This window comes from Comamonas sp. UBA7528 (assembly GCF_002479375.1).
In the GTDB taxonomy this organism is placed as follows: domain Bacteria; phylum Pseudomonadota; class Gammaproteobacteria; order Burkholderiales; family Burkholderiaceae_C; genus Comamonas.
On sequence record NZ_DLMU01000004.1, the window covers coordinates 294,623 to 318,127 of the forward strand.

At 57.3% G+C, this 23,505-nt stretch carries 15 protein-coding genes; 10 read left to right on the forward strand and 5 right to left on the reverse strand.

From position 1 onward, the window contains the following. The first annotated feature begins 169 nt into the window (after window positions 1-169). The 4 genes from smc (at window position 170) to B3349_RS05480 (ending at window position 8,360) form a co-directional block, all read left to right on the forward strand. Entirely contained in the window at window positions 170-3,694 is a 3,525-nt protein-coding gene (smc, locus tag B3349_RS05465) for a chromosome segregation protein SMC (protein ID WP_291587075.1), read from the forward strand. A 19-nt stretch (window positions 3,695-3,713) separates the two neighbouring features. Continuing rightward, entirely contained in the window at window positions 3,714-4,946 is a 1,233-nt protein-coding gene (locus tag B3349_RS05470; protein WP_291587076.1) for a cell division protein ZipA C-terminal FtsZ-binding domain-containing protein, read from the forward strand. Between the two features lie 232 nt (window positions 4,947-5,178). Then, window positions 5,179-7,302 (forward strand): NAD-dependent DNA ligase LigA, encoded by a 2,124-nt coding sequence (ligA, locus tag B3349_RS05475; RefSeq protein ID WP_291587078.1) that lies wholly within the window; start codon window positions 5,179-5,181, stop codon window positions 7,300-7,302. Further along, the gene (locus B3349_RS05480; protein ID WP_291587080.1) at window positions 7,302-8,360 is read left to right on the forward strand and encodes a patatin-like phospholipase family protein; all 1,059 of its coding nucleotides are present in this window, start codon (window positions 7,302-7,304) and stop codon (window positions 8,358-8,360) included. Before ligA ends, B3349_RS05480 begins: the two co-directional genes overlap by 1 nt. Before the next feature lie 90 nt (window positions 8,361-8,450). Here B3349_RS05480 and B3349_RS05485 read toward each other — a convergent pair whose 3' ends face one another. From B3349_RS05485 to B3349_RS05505, 5 genes are read right to left on the reverse strand one after another with little or no spacing between them, the layout of a single operon-like run. Beyond that, complete coding sequence (locus B3349_RS05485) at window positions 8,451-10,001, reverse strand: AAA family ATPase (protein ID WP_291587082.1); 1,551 nt, start codon at window positions 9,999-10,001, stop codon at window positions 8,451-8,453. 11 nt (window positions 10,002-10,012) lie between these two features. Beyond that, on the reverse strand, window positions 10,013-10,630 hold the full coding sequence (locus tag B3349_RS05490; protein WP_291587084.1) for a hypothetical protein: 618 nt from the start codon (window positions 10,628-10,630) through the stop codon (window positions 10,013-10,015). Next, complete coding sequence (locus B3349_RS05495; protein ID WP_291587086.1) at window positions 10,627-10,821, reverse strand: hypothetical protein; 195 nt, start codon at window positions 10,819-10,821, stop codon at window positions 10,627-10,629. The genes B3349_RS05490 and B3349_RS05495 overlap by 4 nt, the downstream gene beginning before the upstream one ends. A gap of 17 nt (window positions 10,822-10,838) precedes the next feature. Further along, window positions 10,839-12,551 carry a hypothetical protein gene (locus B3349_RS05500; protein ID WP_291587088.1) on the reverse strand — a complete coding sequence of 571 codons (1,713 nt, stop codon included), beginning with the start codon at window positions 12,549-12,551 and terminating at the stop codon, window positions 10,839-10,841. Window positions 12,552-12,569: 18 nt separating this feature from the next. Further along, a complete protein-coding gene (locus B3349_RS05505) occupies window positions 12,570-13,049 on the reverse strand; it encodes a hypothetical protein (RefSeq protein ID WP_291587092.1) in 480 nt (159 codons plus the stop codon). 621 nt (window positions 13,050-13,670) lie between these two features. On the opposite strand from B3349_RS05505, the gene B3349_RS05510 reads away from it, so the two are divergent. From B3349_RS05510 to B3349_RS05535, 6 genes are all read left to right on the forward strand, one after another. After that, window positions 13,671-14,447: an ABC transporter permease gene (locus B3349_RS05510; RefSeq protein WP_291587094.1), complete on the forward strand. Its 777-nt coding sequence runs from the start codon at window positions 13,671-13,673 to the stop codon at window positions 14,445-14,447. Continuing rightward, complete coding sequence (locus tag B3349_RS05515) at window positions 14,448-15,122, forward strand: ABC transporter ATP-binding protein (RefSeq protein WP_291587097.1); 675 nt, start codon at window positions 14,448-14,450, stop codon at window positions 15,120-15,122. It begins immediately after the preceding gene. Beyond that, entirely contained in the window at window positions 15,119-16,243 is a 1,125-nt protein-coding gene (locus tag B3349_RS05520; RefSeq protein WP_291587099.1) for a KpsE/RkpR family capsule polysaccharide export protein, read from the forward strand. The genes B3349_RS05515 and B3349_RS05520 overlap by 4 nt, the downstream gene beginning before the upstream one ends. A gap of 152 nt (window positions 16,244-16,395) precedes the next feature. Further along, complete coding sequence (locus tag B3349_RS05525) at window positions 16,396-18,330, forward strand: polysaccharide biosynthesis/export family protein (RefSeq protein ID WP_291587102.1); 1,935 nt, start codon at window positions 16,396-16,398, stop codon at window positions 18,328-18,330. 20 nt (window positions 18,331-18,350) lie between these two features. Further along, window positions 18,351-22,016 (forward strand): CDP-glycerol glycerophosphotransferase family protein, encoded by a 3,666-nt coding sequence (locus tag B3349_RS05530; RefSeq protein WP_291587104.1) that lies wholly within the window; start codon window positions 18,351-18,353, stop codon window positions 22,014-22,016. Window positions 22,017-22,091: 75 nt separating this feature from the next. Further along, entirely contained in the window at window positions 22,092-23,468 is a 1,377-nt protein-coding gene (locus B3349_RS05535; RefSeq protein ID WP_291587105.1) for a bifunctional cytidylyltransferase/SDR family oxidoreductase, read from the forward strand. Window positions 23,469-23,505: the final 37 nt, after the last annotated feature.

Genomic DNA, 23,505 nt, shown 5'->3' on the forward strand with positions numbered 1-23,505 from the left:
TTCTGAATCCATAGCTTCATGTCGTTTCTGTGAAAGGATAAAGCGCCCATTTGACTTGAAGTCTGCTGGCGTGGCCCATGCGGTTGGCCTGCAGCCAAGCGCGGTATCATGCGGGCCTGTTTTCCGCTTCGCACTCTCCCATACCATTCCTCTGCCACTGATCTGACCCGTGCGCCTTAATTCCATCAAGCTTGCTGGCTTCAAATCCTTTGCCGAACCCACCAATTTTCTGCTCCCTGGGCAACTGGTGGGTGTGGTGGGGCCGAATGGCTGCGGCAAGTCCAACATCATGGATGCGGTGCGCTGGGTGCTGGGGGAGTCCAAGGCCAGTGAGCTGCGTGGCGAGTCCATGCAGGACGTGATTTTCAACGGCACCACCCACCGCAAGCCGGCCAGCCGCTCCAGCGTGGAGCTGGTGTTCGACAACGCCGACCACCGTGCCGGGGGGCAGTGGGGGCAGTACACCGAAATCGCCGTCAAGCGCGTGCTCACGCGTGACGGTAACAGCAGCTATTTCATCAACAACCAGCCGGTGCGTCGCCGTGACGTGCAGGACGTGTTCCTGGGCACCGGTCTGGGCCCGCGCGCATACGCCATCATCGGCCAGGGCACCATCAGCCGGATCATTGAGTCCCGCCCCGAAGAGTTGCGCCTGTTCCTGGAAGAAGCGGCGGGCGTGTCCAAGTACAAGGAACGCCGTCGCGAGACCGAAAACCGCCTGTCAGATACGCGTGAGAACCTGACCCGCGTGGAAGACATTCTGCGCGAGCTGAACGCCAACCTCGAAAAACTGGAAAAGCAGGCCGAAGTGGCTGCCCAGTACAACGCCCTGCAAGGCAGCGTGACGCTCAAGCAGCAGCAGCTGTGGTTCCTCAAGCGTGCCGATGCCGAAGCCGACATGGCCAAGATCCGCACAGAAGGGCTGGAAGCGGTCAACGAGGTGGAGTCGCGCATGGCCGAGCTGCGCAAGATCGAGGCCGATCTGGAGACCATCCGCCAGGCCCACTATGCGGCCGGGGACACCGTCAACCAGGCCCAGGGCAAGCTGTATGAAGCCACGGCGGAAGTGGGCCGGCTGGAAGCCGAGATCCGCTATGTGGTGGAAGGTCGCCAGCGTGTGGAACAGCGCCTGCAGCAGCTGGGCGAGCAGATTGCCGCCTGGAGCACGCGCCGCGAAGAGGCCGAGATCGAACTGGAAACCCTGGCCGGTCAGGGCATGGATGCCGAAGAGCAGGCGGAGATGCTGGCAGCCCAGCTCGAAGAGCAATCGATGCAGCTGCCCGATCTGGAGGATGCGCACCGCACTGCCCAGACCAAGGCCAACGAGCAACGCCAGCTGGTTACTCAGGTACAGCAGCAAATCCAGGTGCTGGCTGCCGAGCAGCGCAGCACTAGCGAACAGTCTCGCCAGCTGGAGACCCGGCACGAACGCCTGCGTGCCGACCGCAATGCACTGGCTGCACCGGACGAAACCCGCGTCACCAACCTTCGCCAGCAGTATGAAGAAGCGGCCGAGCTGGCCGAAATGGCCGAAGCGGCGCTGGTGGAGCTGCAGGACAGTGTGCCCCAGCTCGATGATGAGCGCCGCCAACGGCAACAGGCGCTGAACCAGGAAGGCGCCCGCCAGGCCGATCTGGCTGCGCGCATGGAGGCCCTTAAGGCGCTGCAGGAAAAGGTCAAGACCGACGGCAAGCTCCAGCCCTGGCTGGCCAAGCACGGGCTGGACAGTCTGCAGGGACTGTGGAGCCGCCTGCATGTGGAGCCCGGCTGGGAAAACGCCCTGGAAGCCGCACTGCGCGAACGCATGGGTGCACTGGAAGTCGGCCGCCTGGACATGGTGCGTGGCTTTCTGGGCGCCGGAGGGCACGATGCGCCGCCCGCCCGGCTGGCCTTCTACAACAAGCCATCGGCCACTGCTGCGCAGAACGGACAAGGCGTCAACCGTCTGTCGGACCTGCTGCGCATCAGCGATGCCGGCCTGCAGGCCGTGCTGATCGATTGGCTGACCGGTTGCTACACAGCACCGACGCTGGACGAGGCGCTGACCCGCCGCGCCAGCCTGCAGCCTGGTGAAACCATTTACGTGCCCACCGGGCACGCCGTGACGGCACACAGCGTGAGTTTCTATGCCCAGGATTCCGAGCAATCCGGTCTGCTGGCACGGGCGCAGGAAATTGAGCATCTGGAAAAAGAGCTCCGCGCTCAGACACTGATCCACGAAGAATCCCGCATGGCCCTGGCCCGCGCAGAAAGCGCGTATGCCGATGCGTCGCAGCGCCTGGTGACGGCACGGCGCGAAGCGTCGGAGGCCAAGCAGAGCGCGCACGAGTTGCAGGTGGAGTCGCTGCGACTGAGCCAACTGGCCGAGCAGGCGCGTGCCCGCACGGCCCAGCTGGACGCGGACCTGGGGGAAGTGGCGGCCCAGCTCGAAGAGCTGCAGGAGCGCGCCGTGGCGGCCGAGGCCCGGTTTGAAGAGCTGGACATGCAACTGGCCGACAGCCAGGAGCGCCATGCCCAGCTGGATGAACGCGTGATCGAGTGCGAACGGAAAGTGGCCGAATGCCGCGAACAGCAGCGCACGCTGGAACGCCGTGCGCAGGAAGCCACCTTCAGCCAGCGCAGCGTGGAAGCGCGCAAGGGCGAGTTGCAGCGCACCATGGAAACGGCAATGCAGCAGAGCAAGGCCCTGGCCGAGGAGCGTGAGCGCGCCGTGGCCGAGCAGGGGCGCTTGAACGATGCGGCAGCCCAAGGCGGTCTGCAGGATGCATTGAATCTGAAGATGGAGCGCGAGCAGGCCCTGGCCGCCTGCCGCAGCGAATACGATGACCTGACCAATAAGCTGCGTGCCAGCGACGAGCGCCGCACCCAGCTGGAGCGCAGCATGGATCCGCTGCGCCAGCGCATCACGGAATTCCAGCTCAAGGAGCAGGCCGCACGCCTGGGGGTGGAGCAGTTCGAAGGCCTGTTGACCGAGGCCAATGCCGATCTGGCCGCCGTGGCCCAGTCCATTGCGGAAGGCAATGTGCGCCTGCATGGCCTGCAAGGCGATATCGACCGCCTGCACCGTGAGATTGCCGCCCTGGGTGCCGTCAATCTGGCCGCACTGGAAGAGCTGCAGATCGCACGGGAGCGCAAGACCTTCCTGGACGCGCAGATGGACGACCTGACCCGCGCCATGACGACGCTGGAAGACGCGATCAAGAAGATCGATGGCGAAACGCGCGAGCTGCTGTCGGGCACTTTCGACACGGTGAACCGCCACTTTGGCCGCATGTTCCCGGAGCTGTTCGGCGGCGGCAATGCCAAGCTGATCATCACCGGCGATGAAATCCTGGATTCAGGCGTGCAGGTCATGGCCCAGCCACCGGGCAAGAAGAACCAGACCATCCACCTGCTGTCAGGTGGCGAGAAGGCGCTCACGGCGATTGCGCTGGTGTTCGCCATTTTCCAGCTCAACCCGGCGCCGTTCTGTTTGCTCGACGAGGTGGATGCCCCCCTGGACGATGCGAATACCGAGCGCTATGCCAAACTGGTGGCCAGCATGAGCAAGGGCACCCAGTTCCTGTTCATCAGTCACAACAAGATCGCCATGGAAATGGCGCAACAGCTGATCGGCGTGACCATGCAGGAGCAAGGTGTCTCCCGCATCGTGGCCGTGGACATGGAGTCCGCGCTGTCCATGGCCGAGGCTTGAAAACGAAACAGACCCATTCATGAGCACCCTGCAAATCAGTCTGGCCGTCGTGGGCGTTGTCCTGCTCGGCCTGATCGTGGCCTACAACGCATGGAACACCCGTCGCCACGCCCCCAAACGTGCGGACCGGGACGAACAAGCCCGCCAGGGCGCTGAAGATGCGGCCCGCTTCGAGCCTGCGCTGGACGGTGTGGACGTGACGGATCTGCCCCCCCATATGCGCCAGGCTTCTACCCAGCCGCTGAGCACGCCGCTGCACGATCCGCTGCTGGATGCCATGCCGGACAAGCCGGAGTTCGAGGCACCCGTGGCTGCGCCGCAGCCGGACAAGGCCGTGGCCCCGGTGACCAGCGGTGCTGGGGCGGAGGAACCATCTCCGGCACAGACCGCAGCTGCAGCGCCGGTGCACCAGCCATTGCCGGCCGAACGCAAGCTGGCGCTCGATGGACTGATCGATGCCATCGCGCCCATCCAGATGGAGCAAAGCGTTTCCGGCGAGGCGGCACTGCAGGTGCAGCCCACCACGCGCCGGGCGGGTAGCAAGCCTTTCCGCATCGAAGGCTTCAACGAGGCCACGCGCGACTGGGAAAGCGTGCGCGCCGGCCAGCGCTACAACGCCTTCCAGGCGGGCGTGCAACTGGCCAACCGCACCGGTGCGCTCAACGAGATCGAGTTCTCCGAGTTTGCCGCCAAGGCCCAGACCTTTGCTGATGCGCTGAACGGGGCGCTGGAGCTGCCCGACATGTTGCACGAAGTGGGCCGGGCGCGAGAGCTGGACCAGTTCGCCAGCGAGCACGATGCGCAGCTGAGCTTCATGCTGCGCGCACGTACTGCCGCCTGGAGCCCGGGCTATGTGCGCCAGCATGCCGGTCAGCTGGGCTTTGTGATGACCAATATGCCGGGCCGCATGATGCTGCCGTCGCCGGTGCCGGGCAATTACCCGCTGCTGGTGCTGGCGTTTGATGCCCAGGCCGCCCAGGCCGCCGATCTGGATCGCACTGCCTTCCATGAGGTGATGCTGAGTCTGGACGTACCCCAGGTGCCGCGCACCGAGCAACCGTTTGCCAAGCTGCGCGAAGTGGCGCAGGCGCTGTGTGAAGCCATGGATGGCGTGCTGTGCGACCAGAACGGCCAGCCGCTGCACCCTCAGGTGCTGGAGCCCATTGCTGGCGATCTGGAACTGCTGTACGACCAGCTGGACCAGCGCGAACTGTCTGCCGGATCCATGCTGGCACGCCGTTTGTTTAATTAAGGCATTTCCCCAGAGTCGCCCGACGCGGCCTGCTCCACGCGATTGCGTCGCGTGGCGATGCGGGACGAAACGGCCGCGCCGGTGCCAGGCGGCCCTTGCGTGCGGCTCTGCCTCTGACGAGGCCGCGCTGGTTGCGCAGGTGTGGCCTGGGCTTTACGCCATCGCTCTTTCGGGCGAGGATGGGGGAGCCCGCATGCCTGCCGCGCGCAGCGTATTGAACCATTGAAGTCTGATGACCGAAAATTTTGATCTTTTTTCGGGTGAAACGCCCAGTGCAAGCGCTACGCCGGCTCCCAAGGCGGTCGTGGCCAAGGTGCAGGCGCTGCGTGCCCAGTTGCAGCAGTGGGCGCATGAATACTATGTGCAGGATGCGCCCACCGTGCCCGACGGCGAATACGACCGCATGTTCCAGCAGCTGCAGGGCCTGGAAGGGGCCTATCCGCAGCTCATCACCCCGGATTCCCCTACGCAGCGTGTGATCGGTGCCGTGCTGGACGGCTTGACGCCGGTGCGCCACGTGGTGCCCATGTTGTCCATCCGTACCGAGACCGATACCGAAGCCACAGGCGCCGAAGCCTTTGATGCCCGTATCCGCCGCGAGCTGGAGCTGGACGAAAGCGCGCCGGCAGTGGAGTATGTGTGCGAGCCCAAGTTCGACGGTCTGGCCATGAGCCTGCGCTACGAGCAGGGCCGTCTGGTCCATGCCGTCACCCGCGGTGATGGTGAGGTGGGCGAGGAGGTGACGCACAATATCCGCACCATCCGCCAGATTCCATTGACCCTGCCGACGGGCGTGGGTGGCGTACCACCGGTGCTGGAAGTGCGCGGCGAAGTGTACATGCGCCGTGCGGATCTGGAAAAGCTCAACGCCCGCCAGGAGGCCGCAGGTGCCAAGCTGTTTGCCAACCCGCGCAACGCGGCGGCCGGTGCCGTGCGCCAGCTTGACAGCAATATCGCCGCCCAGCGCCCGCTGTCCTTCTTTGCCTACGGCATGGGGGATGTCACGCCGGTGGCTGAGGGAGGGCCTCAGTTTGGCACCCATTACGCCCTGCTGCAGCAGCTCAAGGCATGGGGATTTCCGGTGGCGCCGCAGGTGCAGATTGCCCATGGCGCTGCCGAGCTGGTGGCATTTCACACCCGCATGGGGGCCGAGCGCGCCACGCTTCCGTATGAAATCGACGGCGTGGTCTACAAGGTCAACAGCCTGGCCCTGCAGCGCCAGTTGGGCTTTGTGACGCGCGAGCCGCGCTGGGCCGTGGCCCACAAATACCCGGCCCAAGAGATGCCCACCGTGATGGAAGGCATCGACGTACAGGTGGGGCGTACCGGCAAGCTCACCCCTGTGGCGCGCCTGGCGCCGGTGGCGGTCGGCGGGGTGGTGGTGACCAACGCCACTTTGCACAACCTGTTCGAGACGCGCAAGAAAGGCGTGCGCGTGGGGGACACCGTGATCGTGCGCCGCGCGGGGGACGTGATTCCCGAGGTCGTCGGCAGAGTGCCCGGTACGCGGGCCGCCTATGTGCCCAATTTCCGCATGCCTGCTGCCTGCCCCATCTGCGGCAGTGCGGTGGTGCGCGAAAAAGGCGAAGCCAACCACCGCTGCACCGGCGGGCTGTTCTGTGCAGCCCAGCGCAAGGAAGCACTGCTGCATTTTGCTGCCCGCCGTGCCATGGACATTGAAGGCTTGGGCGACAAGCTGGTGGACCAGCTGGTGGATGGCAATGTGGTGCGCACGCTGCCCGATCTGTACAAGCTGGGTTTGACATCGCTGGTGGCGCTGGACCGCATGGCCGAAAAATCGGCGCAGAACGTGCTGGATGCTCTGGAAAAATCCAAGTCCACCACGCTGCCGCGCTTTCTGTTCGGGCTGGGCATCCGCAATGTGGGGGAGGCCACGGCCAAGGATCTGGCCCGGCACTTCGGCCTGCTGGATGCCATCATGGACGCCAGCGTGGAACAACTGCTGGAAGTGCGTGACGTCGGTCCCATTGTGGCGGACAGCATCCATACCTTTTTTGCGCAGCCCCACAACCGAGAGGTGGTGGAGCAGCTGCGTGCCTGCGGGGTGCACTGGGAAGAGGGCGCCCCGGCCGAAAAACCGGCCCAGATCCTGGCTGGCATGACGGTGGTGCTGACCGGCACCTTGCCCACGCTGACGCGCGATGCAGCCAAGGACATGCTGGAAGCCGCTGGCGCCAAGGTGGCCGGCTCGGTCAGCAAGAAGACCAGCTATGTGGTAGCCGGGGCAGATGCCGGCAGCAAGCTGGCCAAGGCCGAGGAACTGGGCGTGAAGGTCCTGGACGAGGCAGGCATGCTGGCCCTGCTGCAAGGCAGCAACGTGGACGGAGGCTCCTGATGGCATTGACCCGGCGTACCCCCAAACTGGGCTTGGCGCTGGGCAGCGGCTCGGCCCGTGGCTGGTCGCACATTGGCGTGCTGCGGGCGCTCCGGGATGCGGGTATACAGCCCGATGTGGTCTGCGGTAGCTCCATAGGTGCGCTGGTAGGGGCTGCCTATGCCGGTGGCGAGCTGGAGCGCTTTGCCGACTGGGTGCAGGGCCTGGGCATGCGCGATGTGTTCGGTTTCATGGACTTCAATCTGGCCGGAGGCATGCTCAAGGGAGAGAAGCTGATCAGCTTCTGGCGCCGCAATTTCGCCGATTTCGATATCGAGAACTCTCCCATTCCGTTTGGTGCCGTGGCCACCGACCTGCATTCCGGCGCCGAGGTGTGGATGCGCCAGGGCTCGATCGCTGATGCAGTGCGTGCCTCGATCGCACTGCCCGGCCTGTTTACCCCGGTACTGCGCGAAGGGCGCTTGCTGGTGGACGGCGGTCTGGTCAATCCGGTGCCGGCTTCGCTGGCGCGTGCCATGGGGGCGGACATCGTGATCGCCGTGGATCTGAATGTTGACCTGATGCAACGCCACATGCAGCCGTTGGCGGTACAGGAGGCTCCGCCACCGATTCCATCACCACGCCACCAGCAGACAGAAGATGGTGACGAGGAGGGGGACGGCATGTTGAACAGGACGCCGCCTTACCCTGTGCCACCAGCCGGTGGCACAGCGGTGGAGGATGCAGGGGCCGTCATGCCGTCCCCCGGCAAGCCTTGGTCCAAGCGCTTGACCTCCTGGATCCCTGGCGTCGGTGCGCCACCGGCCGTCGCCAATAGCCCGCTGGTGGATGGCATGCGCATTCCTTCGGTGCTGGATGTGGTGATGACCAGCGTCAACATCATGCAGATGCGCATCACGCGCAGCCGCATGGCCGGTGACCCGCCCGAACTGGTGATTGCCCCGCGCCTGGCGCATCTGGGTCTGCTGGACTTCCACCGTGCCAAAGAGGCGATGGATGCTGGATATGCCGCAACGCAGGCCGCTCTGCCGGGGCTGGCACACTGGCTGCGGCAATAAGGGATGGGCAGGGCGTCTAGCGCCCAGCCCTGAGCCGAGGGCCGGGCGCCAGCAGGACAGCGCGCACCGCACGGGTGCGCTGGCGGTGCCTCAGGCCAGAACCTGGCGACGGGCGCGGACTTGCTGCGTGGCCGCGCCGATGGGCTGGCCCGATGCCGGAACGGCACGTTCCCGCCCCCAGGCCCGGATGCTTTCGATCTGCTCCGGCGCTGTCTTGGACAAGGGCACCACATTGGTGAAGCTCCGGCGGAAAAGCTCCGCCGTCACGACCTCGTCGCCGCGCAGGTACGCTTCCTTGACCACCTCGCGCACGGCCGACTCCAGGTCGGAGCCGGCAAAGCCATCGGACAGCTCCACCATTTCGTCCAGCAGCGCAGCAGGGACTTCCTGCCGCAAGCCGCGCTGGGTGTAGATGCCGATGATCTCGCGGCGCTCTGCCGGGGTGGGAAGATCGACAAAGAACAGTTCATCAAACCGGCCCCGGCGCAGCAGTTCCGGTGGCAGCTTGGACACATCGTTGGCGGTGGCAACCACAAAGACGCGGGCCAGGGATTCCTGCAGCCAGTAGAGGAACTGGCCGACCAAGCGGGTGGCTGTGCCGCCATCGCCGCTACCTCCGGCGCCTGCCAGGCCTTTTTCAATTTCGTCGATCCACAGCACGCAGGGCGCCACATGGTCGGCGGTGCTCAGCGCATCCTTCAGACGGGTTTCGCTTTGCCCCAGGTACTGCCCATGGATGGTGGACAGATCCAGGCGGTACAGCGGCAGTCCCCAGTTGGCTGCAATGGCCTTGGCAGACAGCGATTTTCCGCAGCCGGGCACCCCAACCAGCAGCACGCCACGGGGTGGCCGGATGCCACGTTCGCGCAGATCCGCGGTGAGCAGGGGTTGTTCCTTGTCCAGCCAGGCTTTGAGGCCTCCCAATCCGCCCACGTTCAGGCTGCTGCTGCGCACATTGACACGCTCGATGCCGGAGATGTCGGCAAAAATACGGTCCTTGGCATGCATCACCTCGACCATGTCGGCCTTGGTGATGCGGCCGTTGGCCAGCAAGGTCGCAATGATGTTCTCCGCTTCGATGCGCGATACCCCCGCGAGTGCGGCTGCGGCACGGCGCTCGTCGGCATCGTCCCATTCGATGGGAAAATGCTCGCGGTAGGCGTTGAGATTGTCACGAATGATGCCGAGCATCTCGTCTTCGGTGGGGGCGGAGAGCACCAGCGACATCCCTGCGCGCTGCAGCTGGCCCCAGACCGGCTTGGTGGTGATCACGATGACCGAGCCACTGTTCTCGGCTGCCAGCATGACGACATCCAGCAGGTGGCGCGCCGCCGGTGTGTCGTCTTCAATGTCCGAGACTTCGGTCAGGGTCGCGGTGAGATTCTGGCGCTGGGCGAACTGCTGGCTGGCGAAGTCCACGGCACCTGTCACGGAGCGGTCGTCGTTGACGGAGCGGTTGCTGCCGAGTTCGCGTGTCCCCTGGGACAGCGTGTGCACATAGATCGGAGCCTGCAGCGTGGCGCCGACGTCACGCAGCAGTTCCAGAACCCGGCTGCGCTCGGCGCTGCGGATGGAGATGAAGGGGATGCGCGCCTTGAGATAGCGCGTCAGCGTGGCTTTGAATTCGGCGGTGTCGCTCATGGAAGCAATGGTCAGTTCAGGATGTTGCGCCTGCGGGGTGCAGCCGCTGTGGCCGTGGCCGGAGGCAGGGCGGCTGCTGCCGGCGGCGCGTTATGAAGGGGGCTGGAGGACGCCGGCGTGCGGTCATAGCCCGTCAGCGGGTTGTTGCGCAACAGGGTGGCCAGCTGTCCGCTGCGGTCGGCCTTGGCTGTGTCTTCCAGCGATTTCTGTGCGCGCTCGGCAAATTTGAAAATTTCGCTTTGCAGGTGCTGCTGCGTAGTCGCGGGTAGCACCGGCAGTTGGCACAGCCGGTGGACAAAACCCAGTTGCACGCGTCCCTGGAGCACGGCGCGCACGATCAGGGTTTCCTGCGCCCCCAGGCGCAGATCACGTGCCAACCGGTCGGAGCAGCGTTGCAGCCGGCGCTGGACTTCTTCGCTGATCCGTTTGCCCAGCATGGGGGCCACACCCGCAGTCCACTCCAGCTGACCGTTCTCGAGCTGCAGCAGGCAAGCTGCGTCGTTGTCCTCTCTGGCCAGGGCATCGAGGCACTGGCTCCATTGGGCGTAGGACTGTGGGGCATCGCCTGCAGCGGATTCTGCGGCAGGCGATGCTGTATCAACAGGGCGGGAAAACCAGCCTCGTATCACTTGATGCGGCGCACAAAGGGCGAACCCGGCAGGAGATCCCAGTCAGGCAACGCTCCCGCCAGCGCATCGCGGTCAGGTTGTGGTACGGCTTGGGCTGCAACTGGTGCGGGTTGCACGGAAGGCGTCGCCACGGCGGGGCTGGAGGCGTCCGGCGTCGCAGGCGCCACGGTGGAAAAGAGGTCTCGGGGCATAGGGAATCCTGGTGTGATTAGGCGGCCATGACGCGGCGCACGTTGTCGTGACCGGACAGCAGATGCTGTGCCGGGCTGATGCTTTCCAGCAGGGCCGTCACATGGGCCGAAACGCCATCACGCTGCGCCAGGTCGCGGCGCAACTCCACGGTCTCTGCCATGCAGGCGCGCAATGCCTGTGCCGATTGGGTCTTCAGGCGCGCAAAGTCGTCGCGGATCTTGATGCGCAGTTTCTGCACGGTGCGGTGGCCCAGATAGGCCCAGCCCAGTGCGGCCAGCCCCAGCACTAGCGAGACCATGCCGTAGGACACGCTCATCAGCACCAGAACGGCACCGATGGCAACGGCGCCCCAGTGCTTGAGTCCCAGCTTGGCACCTGCCAGTGCCTCGGCTTCGCGTTGGTCCAGATGGGCGGCCAGGCTGGCCAGCAGCTCTGCCTCGTTTTCTCCGGCACCGGTCTGGCCGCTCCAGTCTTCAAGCTGCAGATCAATGCGTTGTGGCACCTTTTGCCGTGCCTTGGCGGTCACATCGCTGTGGGCATCCAGAATCCAGTCGCGCGAATGTGCAATCGCAAAGCGCTGCGTGGCCCGCGTGACATGCGAGGTTTCGGGGTGCATGGCGGCATTGGTCAGCAGCTGGGTGAAGTCCACCTGGGTGTCCAGCGTCTTGCTTTGCAGGTCGTAGCGGCTCTGGGCGGCACGCTTGTCGCCACTTTCTTCAATGATCAGTCGGCACAGTTCTTCCTGGCGACGCAGTGGCAGCTCCTCATCGTCAAAGCGGGTGACCAGTTTGGTCAGCAGATCGTCCACGGCCACCAGCACGCTGCTGGCGGGCTTGATCTCGCCTTGAAAGACCTGCTCGAAATGCTGCAGCACCGCCGATTGCATGGAGGCTTCGTTGAGCGAAGTGCCCAGCGCACCCCAGGTGGGGCTGAAGCGCGACAGATGGGGATAGTCGTCCGCATGGTCTGCGTGGGAGGTCTTGGAGCGCAAGGCGTCGCTCCACTGGCTGCGCTGTGCCTCGGCAAATCCCGCCTGCTGCGACAGTTCTTCGATCCAGGCGGTGATGCGCTTGGAGCACAGCTGTGTGGTGTCCGCATTGAAGACACCATTGGCCATGGCATCGACCATCACCACGGTCTGGCGGTCGAGCTGGTGTGGATTCTGGAGTCCGAAGTAGCGGTCCAGCCAGGTCCGGTTGGCTTCGCTGCGGCCGGCACGGCGGGAGATCAGGGCAAAGAACAGCGAGGTCTTTTCGTCGTCACGGCGCACCGCTTCGGCCAGCGCGCGCTGGGCCAGATCGCGGTTGTCTCCCAGCCAGGCGGCCAAGGCCACCAGGGCCGGTGCCAGCCAGTAGCGGGGGGTCGAGAGCATCAGCTCTTCCGTTGCCCCACGAATGGTTTCCTGGCGCACCAGCTGAATGTCGGAGGCTTGCAGGATGCCGGTGGCCTGGCGACGCACCACGGCGTTCTGCCCGAAGGTGTTTTCGATTTCCTGGCGGATCTTCACCTGGCGGGTTTCGGCCAGCGACAGTTCCTTGGCCTTGAGGTCTGCTTCGACGAAGTCTGCGAAAGCCTGCTCCAGGCGCGACAGTTCGGCACGGGTCTGCGACAGGTCGTGGCCGACGTTGTCCACCTGGTTGGAGACGGTGCCGATATCGCTTTGCAAGGAGCGAAGCGACCCGAGGATCAAGGACAGGTCTGCAACCTGGATGATGCGTTCAGAACTCATAGGGCAAGCACGGAGAGGTCAAAGGTCAATGAGCGCGGTCTGCCCGGAGGAGCTGACCGCGATAAGGCGGGATCCATAGACTTCAATGAAGGCGTAAGCCGGGTGCTGGGCCAGGCTGCGCGCCCGCTCCAGCGTGGAGGGCAGGCTTTCATGGGTCTTGTAGTGCTGGATGATGCTGCCGCTGCAGTCCAGGGTATGCACTTCATAGGGGGCGCCCAGATAGCAGCGGGACACGATGCCAAAGGGCAGTGCATCGATCGACACATCGGGCAATTCATTGCGGATGGCATCGATCAAGGCCTGGGTGGCGGCAGGGCTGTGCACGTGTCCACCGGCATCCAGCTGTGTCACGGCCTGCACATAGGCCGAAGAACGCTTTTGCCGCAAGCGGGCCTGCAGCGCGGCACCGTTCAGGGGAGTCTGGAGCGGGGTGGTGGTGTACAGCTCCAGCGGGGTCTGGGAGGCTGCAGGGCGGAGTCCGAGCAGTGAACGGGCCATTGGGCAAACATCAGCCGTGCCAACAGCGGCACGGCCTAGTTTGTAACATAGCGTGCTTGCACCGTGGAGGAAAAACGGCGGTTCAGGCGTTTTCTTCCCGGCCTGGATGGCGATGATCCTCCGCGGTGGCTGTTGCATTGGTCCGCCTTGGCAGCGCGTGTAACCGAGGACGCATATCACGTAGTTGACCTGCAAGAGTTATTGATCGCCATGCGCGTTGCCGTCTGTATCCGTTGGTCGTTTTCCGTGCCAAAGAGGTGATGGGTGCTGACTGCGTCCCAAGCAGCGTTGCCGGGACCGGCCCACTGACCGCGTAGGTCTAGCGAAGGTCCGAGTGATGCTGGGGGGGGGGGTGCCAAAAATCGAACGTTTGTTCTGTTTTTTATTCCTTTTGGTCTTTGCTAGAGGCATACATCTGACACGGTGTTATGTCAACAAAAGGTAAAAATTTCTTACGAAACAAGATGGTACAACTTTTGACATTTATAATCGCTGGCCATATTGATGTTGATAAATATATTTTTATTTAACATTATAATATTGTTTGATAAGTTCTGCATAAATATATTCATATTAATTTATAAATATAAATACTAATGCAAGGATCTGCAAGAGAGGGTAATGAATAATATTTTCAAAGCAGCAGGGGCGGTGTGGAAAGCATTATTTCTGCGTGAATCCATCGTGCGCATGTTTGGCTCGCGTATGGCGTGGGTCTGGCTGGTTCTGGAGCCTGTGGCCAATGTGCTGTGGCTGATTCTCATATTCACAGTCATCAGGGTTCGCCATGTCGGCGGCATTGAAACCCCTTTATGGATTGCCAGCGGAATGCTGGTTTTCATGACATTCCGGCGCACTGTGTCACAGGTGCAGAACGGGGTGGATGCGAACAGCTCACTCTTTGCCTACCGTCAGGTGCGGCCTGCAGATGTAGTGCTGGTGCGCTCCGTGGTTGAGGGTGTCACCATGCTGTTGATCAGCGCCACGGTATTTGCTGCGGGTGCCGTAATGGGGTGGATGGACTGGCCCGCTAGCGGCTGGAATGTATTGGAAGCCTTTACGCTGGCTTGGTTATGCGCCCTGGGTTTGGGCATGATCTTTGGGGTGCTCATCAAACTGGTGCCAGAGACCGAGCGCATCATCAACTTCATCATGATGCCGTTGATGATGGTTTCGGGTGTCGTCTTCCCCCTTTCGCTGGTTCAGTCCCCTTATCTGGATTGGTTACTGTTGAACCCGATCGCGCATGCGATTGAGGCATCCCGCGTGGGCTTTGCACCTTATTACCACTCAGTTGCCGGTCTGGATCTGGTATATGCCTATCAGTGTGCGCTGGTGTTGCTGTTTCTGGGGTTGGCGTTGTTTCGGCGCTTCAATCAGCGCTTGGTGATGCAGTAAATGATTGAAGTTCTCGATATCCACAAACGTTATTACACAGACCATGGAATGGGGCCCTGGGTGCTCCAGGGTGTCAATCTTCGTATTCCTGCCGGACTCAGTGTTGGTCTGGTGGGCGGCAACGGGGCCGGAAAATCCACCTTGTTGCGCATCATTGGTGGGGTGGACTATCCCTCCAAAGGCGAAGTGCGACGGCACTGCAAGGTGTCCTGGCCGATGGGGTTTGGTGGGGGTCTGCAAGGCAGCATGACTGGCCGGCAGAACACCAAGTTTGTTGCCCGCATCCACGGCGTGGAGCATGAGATTCCCCGCATTCTGTCCCAGGTTCAGGATTTTGCCGAAATCGGATCGGCATTTGATGAGCCTATCAAAACCTATTCTTCTGGCATGAAATCGCGCCTGCAATTTGGTTTATCACTGGCGTTCGATTTTGATGTCTATATTTCCGATGAGATCACTGCTGCGGGGGATAGGTCTTTTCAGGCCAAGGCTTCCAAGGCATTCAAGGATAAGGTAGGCAAGGCCAGCGTCATCATGGTTTCGCACAGCGAGGCGACGTTGAAAGATTTTTGCCAGGCAGGTGTGTGGCTGCACCGCGGGCAAGCCCATTGGTTTGATCAGATTGACGACGCCTTGCGCGCCTACCACGACAGCACTTCCGTTTCCACTTCATGAATATCGCCTCTACTTTGCGCGGCCCAGTTCAACAATGGCTGCGCCGCTCTCCCTTGCGTTCAATTACTGCCGCAGCGTGTGTCTGTACGGCTGTTTACTGGCTGGGCATTGCCTCGGATCGGTATGTGTCCGAGTCGCGTCTCATCATTCAGAGTACCAACCTCCACAGCGGTGCGGCGATTGATCTGGGGAGTCTGATTTCTGGCTCAACAGGGAGCAACCGTGACGATCAGCTTCTGCTGCGTGAGCACCTGCGCTCACCCGACATGGCCGAAAAGCTGGACACCACGTTGCACCTGCGCGAACACTTTGGATCACAAGGTGACTGGTTCTCCCGCATGTGGCAGGGTGCTGAGGCCAGTCGTGAAAATTTCTATGCCTACTACCTGCGCCGTGTGCAGGTGGAATACGACGAGTTTGCGGGGGTGCTGGTCGTCAAGTCGCAAGCCTATGAACCAGAAAAGGCGCAGCAGATTTCGCAAATGCTGGTGCAAGAGGGCGAACGTTTCATGAACCACATGGCACATGCGATTGCCCAGGACCAAGTTACCTTTCTGGAAGGGCAGGTGCAAGCTCTAAACAGCAAGGTGCTGGCCTCGCGCCGTGCATTGCTGGAGTTTCAGGACAAAAAGGGAATGATTTCTCCCGAAGCTGCAGCCCAGGTGATTGCTGCCATCGTGGCCAATCTGCAAGGGCAGATGGCGGACCTGCAGGCCCAGCGCGCTGCCATGCAAGCCTATCTGGTTGCGGACCATCCCAACATCGTTTTGCTGAATCAGCGCATCGACGCTTTGGAAAAGCAGATCGCGCAGGAGCAGGCCAAGCTGGCCGCTCCGGGTGGCAAAACCCTGAATCGTACGGCTGAAGCCTTTGCGCAGCTCGAGTTGCAGTCCAAGTTTGACCTGGACATGTACAAGACTGCACTGACTGCGCTGGAACAGGGGCGTCTTGAAGCCACACGCACGCTGAAAAAAGTCTCTGTTCTGCAGCAACCCAACTTGCCGCAAGACGCCAAGGAACCCCGGCGCCTGTACACCACCAGTATCTGGCTGGTCACCATCATGCTGTTGGCCGGCTTGGCGCACCTGTTGCTTGCCATAGTCCGTGACCATCGCGATTGAAGTTGCCTGCCAAACAGGATGCGGTATTGGCATAACAGGACATATATCTTTGGCAGATACGCCGAAACTTGAAGGCAGAACTGTCAATAGCTATTGAATTAATCGCTTGCAGCGAAATACCTGCAGGCATTTCTCATTTCTAGACCCAAAAAATGATGACAGATCCGACGCCCGCAACTCTGCATTTAAAAGCATTCAACGCGCGCCATCTCACAGGCCGCCGTGTTCTGCGCCCTGGCGCCATGCTGGTGCTGCTGGCACTAGCTATGTGGCAGCCCACAGCGCGGGCGCAATATGACCTCAACAGCACCCTGGGGCTTGGCGCAGGCACCAACAACAATGCGACGACCAATTCGGGCAACGGCTCGTACGTCAACGGTGGCGTTGCCAGCTCTGCCTACCCCACACCCACTGCGGTGCTTCCGCCCGTGGCACCCAGTGCTGCTTTCACCACACCTGCAAGCAGCCTTTACCAGCCCCAAACGCAGAATGCAGGTGGCAACACAGGTTCACCAATTCGGGCGGCGGGGCAAGCACCGGGTTCGCAGAGCTTGACTGCGCAAACCCAGGACCAGATCAACAACCAGTCCAGCGATGTGTTTGGCGCCCAATTGTTCACAGGCGCCTTCAGCCAACCTGGCGCGACGCAATTCAATCCCGACTACGCGATTGCGATTGGCGATCAGATTGAGGTGCGCTTATGGGGTGCGTTTGCGTATGAGCAATCACTGACCGTAGACCCGCGCGGCAATATCTTCTTGCCGCACGCAGGTCCCGTACAGGTATTGGGTGTGCGCAACCGTGAGCTGGAGGCCGCAGTACAGGCTGCCGTGCGTCGTACTTTCCGTAATAACGTGAGCAGTTACGCCAGCCTGGCTGCGGCCCAGCCGGTGCGCGTGTTTGTCGGCGGCAATGTCAATCGCCCCGGCCTCTACAACGGCACCAGCATGGACAGCGTGTTGCGCTATCTGGACATGGCCGGCGGCGTGGACCCGGAGCGCGGCAGCTATCTGCAGGTGCAGGTCAAGCGAGGCGAAGTCACCAAGGCCACCGTCAATCTGTATGATTTTTTGCTGCACGGAACCATGCCGATGGTGCAATTGGCCGATGGTGATGTCATCTTTGTTCCGCCATATGCTCGGCGTGTCAGTGTCAAGGGGTTGGTGGCAAATGCCAAGCGTTTTGAATTTCTAAGCGGGCATCAAACCGTCGCACAGTTGATGCAAGTGGCCAAGCCCTTGTCTATTGCCACCCATGTGCGCGTGGTGCGCAATACCGGCAGCGTGCGCAACGCCGAGTATTACGCTCTGAGCGAAGCCAACTCTGTGGCACTGGCCGACGGGGATGAACTGGAATTCACGGCAGACAAAAAGCCCGGAACCATTACTGTGCGCGTGGAGGGGGAGCACAACAGTGCCCAAGAATATGTGCTGCCCTACGGCACCCCCATGGGTACTTTGCTGGAACAGATTCAGCAAAGCACCAACTCCGACATGGCCAGCGTGCAACTGTTCCGAGAAAGCGTGAAGCTGCGTCAGAAAGAAATGTTGCAGACCAGCCTGCACAACCTGGAAATGAGTCTGTTGACCGCCCGCAGCGGCAGCAGCGATGAAGCCAAGTTGCGCAAGGATGAGGCCGATTTGACCCTGCAGTGGGTGCAACGTGCCAAGCAGATTGAGCCTACGGGCCAGGTACAGATTGCCAAGGCCAGTCAACTGAGCGGCATGCTGCTGGAAAACGGTGACGTCATCCGCATTCCGCGCAGGGACGACCTAGTACTGGTAAGCGGAGAGGTTTTATTCCCCAATGCGGTCGCTTATCAAACAAAGTTGAGCCTGGAGGGCTACATCCAGCGCGCCGGTGGTTTTACACAGATGGCCGACAACGCTCGCGTGGTAGTGGCCCGTCGTGATGGATCGTTTGACCAGGTCAACCCCAAACAGCTCTTTGCCAATACCGATATTCACGCAGGTGATCAGATTCTGGTGCTACCCAAGGTGGATGAGAAAAAGCGCCAGTTCTGGAAAGACATGACACAAATCATGTACCAGATTGCTGTGAGTGCAAAAGTGGTCTTTGGTCTTTAATTATATTTTGTGAATAAAAAATGAAAACGTGGGTTTTTTGTACTTATAAATGGCAAGGCAATCCGAAGGCATTGTTTCTTTATATGACTAAGCATTATTCAGCAACCCACGAGTGCTGGTGGGTTGCTGAAAACAGTCAGGATGCTCAAGAAATAAAGAATTTTGGGTTTGAGCGGGTTACTTTCAACGGTAGCAATCGTGCTAAAAATTTGTTCTCTTCTGCTGATGTTTATGTCAGCGAAAATTTTAGAGAAAAGTACCCGCCGGAATTGAAAAAGGATGCTGTTGTATTCAATACATGGCACGGCGTGGGGCTTAAGCATATTGAGCTAGCTGTCAGCGAAGGCTCCATTATTGCTGATGGGGTGATGCGGAAGAACATAAGAAATTTTAAACTGTATAAGAACCAGACCTATTTTCTTGTGACCTCCAAAGAAATGGAAGACCATTTCTTAAAGGATACGCTTGTCAGTCCGGATAAATTGATCAGAGGGAATTATCCGCGCAATGAGGTTTATGGCAAGCATAAAATCTCTACATTTGAACTTTCTGAAGTTCTGAAGAATGATAAAAAAGATTATCGCAATATAATTTTCTTCGCTCCTACCTGGCGAGTTAGCCGAAAAGAAGGGGTGTTTCAATATTTGCTTCCAAGCTTAGATATTGTCAAAGAGACTGTAGCTGCGAATAATGATTTATTCATCATTAAAGTTCACCCGTTGATGGAAAATGATGTTTATTATAAGAAGGCCAAAGAAAAATATCAGGGTGATGAGAATATTCTTTTCTGGGATGATCGTTTTGATATCTATGAGATTTTTAATAAAATTGATATCGCAATCGTCGACTATTCGAGTATTTTCTATGATTTACTCGCGGCCGGTGTGAATAAATTCATCAGATATATTCCAGATTATGAGGAATATGTAAGCGATGCAGAACTTGTAGGTGATTATTTTGAATTGACTGGCGGGGAGCCGGTTTTTGAGTTCAATCGTTTGCTTGAGGTTTTAAAGCACGGCGTCGAGGTTATTAATAACAAGAATTATCTATTGGAATATTTCTTCGGGTATAAAAACGAAGAAAATATGGATGGGATTATAAGAAAAATCGATGAGGCACAAGTCATTGATGTTAAACATCCAGAGTTTCATACTTTTGATGTTTTTGATACGCTTATAAAACGAAAGACACTTGCCCCATTCAGTATATTCTTCTATGTTCAGAATTTGATGAAAAAATCTGGATTTATATTCCCGGATTTTTTGAAAGAAAACTGGCCAAGAATTAGAAACCAGGTTGAGCACGACGTTAGAGATATGCGTCGCAAAACGCTCTTTGAGCGAAAAAGTGATTCACTGGAAATCACATTGGACGATATATATAAAAGATTGCAATCGAGTCTTAATCTTTCTGATGCCGAAACAGAGTTTCTGAAGAACGCCGAAATTTCGGCAGAAATTGAACATGTGGAACCGATCAAGTCCCGCATTGATATGTTGTTTGAACTGGTGGAGTCTGGGCATGATGTCGCATTGATCAGCGACATGTATTTGCCTGAAAATATTATTCGAGCAATGCTTGAAAGAGCGGACTCGAGACTCAGTGCTGTTCCACTGTTTCTTTCTGCCAGTGTAGGCCATCAAAAATCAACGGGCAAGCTTTATAAGAATATATTCTTTAAGAATAAATATAAGTATGAACGTTGGGTGCATTACGGAGATAATGCGCACGCTGACGGAAGTGTCCCTAGACAGCTAGGTATTGAAACCGTTGTGCATCATATGGATTCGTTCGCTCCATATGAGAAGGCATGGGTCGATGCTGCAAATATGAATTTGCGCTATGACGCATATCGGCTTGCTGCAAAAATGCAACGTTATCGTATGTCTTTGCTGGATAGCGATAATTCTGATATTTTTGAGAAAAAATATTATGCATATGCTTATGCAGGGTCTGCTCTAGTTCCCTATATACATTGGGTGCTTCTCGATTCCATGAAGAGAGGGTATGAAAAAGTATATTTTATTTCGAGAGATGGACATTTTCTCAAGCAAATCGCAGATCATATTCTAGAGCGCAAGAAGTATCCATTGAAAACTGGGTTCTTATATGGTTCTAGAAAAGCATGGCGAGTGCCCTCTTTTATTGATTCTGTTGACCCAGAAACTTTCGGACCATTTGGTAACTTTACCGGGATGGATTCTTTCGAAGATCTGGTCAATGCGAGCTGTCTCAATGAAGAGGAGTTCTTGGGGTTGTTCCCTGAGTTTGAATCTCTGCGGGAATCTCGGCATCTGCGCGGAGCGGCTGCCGAAAACATCAGAAGAACGCTGGAGCAATCTGAGACATATAAAAGCAGGCTGTTGACCATTGCGCATGAGCGCCGAGAGATAGTTCGCAAGTATCTCTTGCAAACAATCAATTTCGATGAGAAATTTGCGTTCGTGGAATTTTGGGGGCGTGGTTATACGCAAGATGTTTTTGGTCGATTGTTGAATGATGCCGCAGGAAGGCATGTCGTAAATCCATTCTATTATGTCCGAAGTTTTACAGAGGATTATGGCAGTTCATTGCGACATAATTTCATTATGTCTTCTCAAAATTTTTCTTATTTTGAGCCGATTTTTGCGAGCACCCCGTACGAAAGCATTCAGCAGTACTCTGAAGATGGTGACGGCATAGTTTCTCCGGTAATTGTCCCTGCTGATAATGAAATGTCTGTCCATTTTGAGAATGGGCTGAAAAAATTCGCGGAAGATTATTTGGAATGTGTTGAGTGCGATGATTTGAATTTCATTAGATCTCTCGCAATTTTTGCTTATGAATACCAGCTCAAGAATTCGGATGACCAATTTGTTTGCTCAGTATTCGCAAAACTGAAAGACAACATGTCTAGTTATGGGCAAGTCAAAGAGACAGCGCCTGTGCTGACCTTGCAGGAACTTGAATCTGCACGGGATAAAAAAGATCTTGACGTTCTAACGAGCCGCATATCTATTTCCTTGGCAAGAAGTGATAATTCCGTCAGAGATTATTATGCTAAGTTTCATAAGAAAATGCGATGGCCCGCTGTTCAGGTAAACGCATCCAAGAAGCACTACGTTGTCAATGATCTGGATTATTATGTCCGATCTGATGCTTTTCCTTTTAAAGCCATTTCTCTTCAAGAGAATGGACTATATATGGATATAGCATTAAATCCGGCAACGAAAAGACAAGATAAAATTTTGAATCCATTCGAAGTTTTTGATGTCGTTTCCATTGATTGGACGAGCAACGGTGTTCCACGGCTTTTGACAGCATATGGCTATGTTACAGCCAACAAAGAGTATGTGCAGAAAGTGGTGGATGATTCAAATGCTGAATCCAGTGTAAATAATATGAAGCTGATTCTTCGTGGTTTCAATCGACGGCAGATTGAAAATTCGAAGAAGACGGGGGTAATAATTTCGAGGACTGAAAACAAGAGCATCGCTAATATGATCGATGCCATTGGGAAAATATTCAGATTAGATATGGTTGAAGTGAAGCGTGGGCGGAAATGGAAAAAATTCACCCGTAACCCTTACCAGTTCTTTGATGATGCCAAGAGTCCATCTTGGCGTCGAATGCGTGTGCTTTTCAGTCCTGGACATGTTGTGGGTAAAGTCTCAACGAGATGGGTGAGGCGCTTTCTTGATTGAATTCGCTGAAAATTGAGTATTCTAAAAAATCCAAGATTTCTTGGTTTTTAATTGTAAGTGGGTTGATGGATATTTATGTCGAAGAATATAGCAGTTATTTTGTCCGGGGGATCTGGTTCGCGTTTTGGTGGTGCATTGCCCAAGCAGTTCACAAAATTGGCTGGAAAGGCAGTCATCGAATATACAGTTGACGTTTTTGAGAAGTCAGCCCACATTGATGAAATTATGATTGTCTCGCAGGTGAACCATATTGAAAGAACCTGGGAGATTGTGAAAAAAAACAGCTGGTCCAAAGTTTCTAAAGTAATTACCGGTGGTAAGGAACGATTTGATTCGACATATTCTGCATTGCAAGCGTTGAAAGACTATGATGATAAATCAAAGGTTTTATTTCATGATGCGGTGAGACCGTTGATTAGTCAGAATATCATTTTTGAATGTTTGGAAGCGCTTGAGAACTTTGAAGCAGTTGATGTTGTAATTCCTTCTGCAGATACCTTGGTTGAGGTGTATGACGATGGCTGTATTGCGAATATTCCTAACCGCTCCATGATGCGTCGTGGTCAAACTCCGCAAGGTTTCTTACTGGAATCCATCAAGAAAGCTTATCAGAAAGCCATTGATGCAAACCGTTATGTATTCACTTGTGATTGTGGCGTTATACGCTCAATGCTGCCACATGTGCGTGTTGCTACGGTAGAGGGTAGTGAGCGGAATTTGAAAGTTACCCAGCCGGTTGATCTGTTTATCGCAGAGAAATTGTTGCAAGCAGGCAGCAAAGGAGATTATTTGGAGGGAGACAGCCTTTCTCCTTTGTCCGGAAAAAATATAGTCATTTTTGGTGGGTCCAGCGGTATCGGACTCGAAATGAAGAACCTTGCTGTTTTGAATGGTGCAAATGTAGAAGTTGCAAGCCGTAGCGCAAATGGTATTGATATTCGAAATCTGGATAATGTCAGGCATTTCTTAAATGAGGTGAATTCTCGCCTGGGTCAAATAGATTACGTGGTAAATACTGCGGGCCTGCTCATCAAGAAGCCTATTGATACCTTGTCGATTGAGGAGATGTCTGATCTTATCAACGTCAACTATACCGGGGCTGTAAACGTGGCAATTGCTGCGAAAAAATTCCTCATGGAAAGCAACGGCATGCTGCTTAACTTTACATCTAGCTCCTATACACGTGGACGAGCCTATTATGCTTTGTACTCGTCAACAAATGCAGCTATTGTCAATTTCACGCAAGCACTGGCAGAGGAGTGGGAAGGGGATGGTGTGCGCGTCAACTGTATTAATCCTGAACGAACGGCGACGCCAATGCGTACCGCGAACTTTGGTGTTGAACCCGCCGGTTTACTTCTCGATGCGAAAGATGTTGCAGCGACCAGTCTGCGCGTGCTGTCTTCTGAAAGGACCGGCATCATCATTGATGTCCGTAAGGATGGAAGATAAATCGCTGTAGATTAAATATTATGGGCAAGATGTTTGC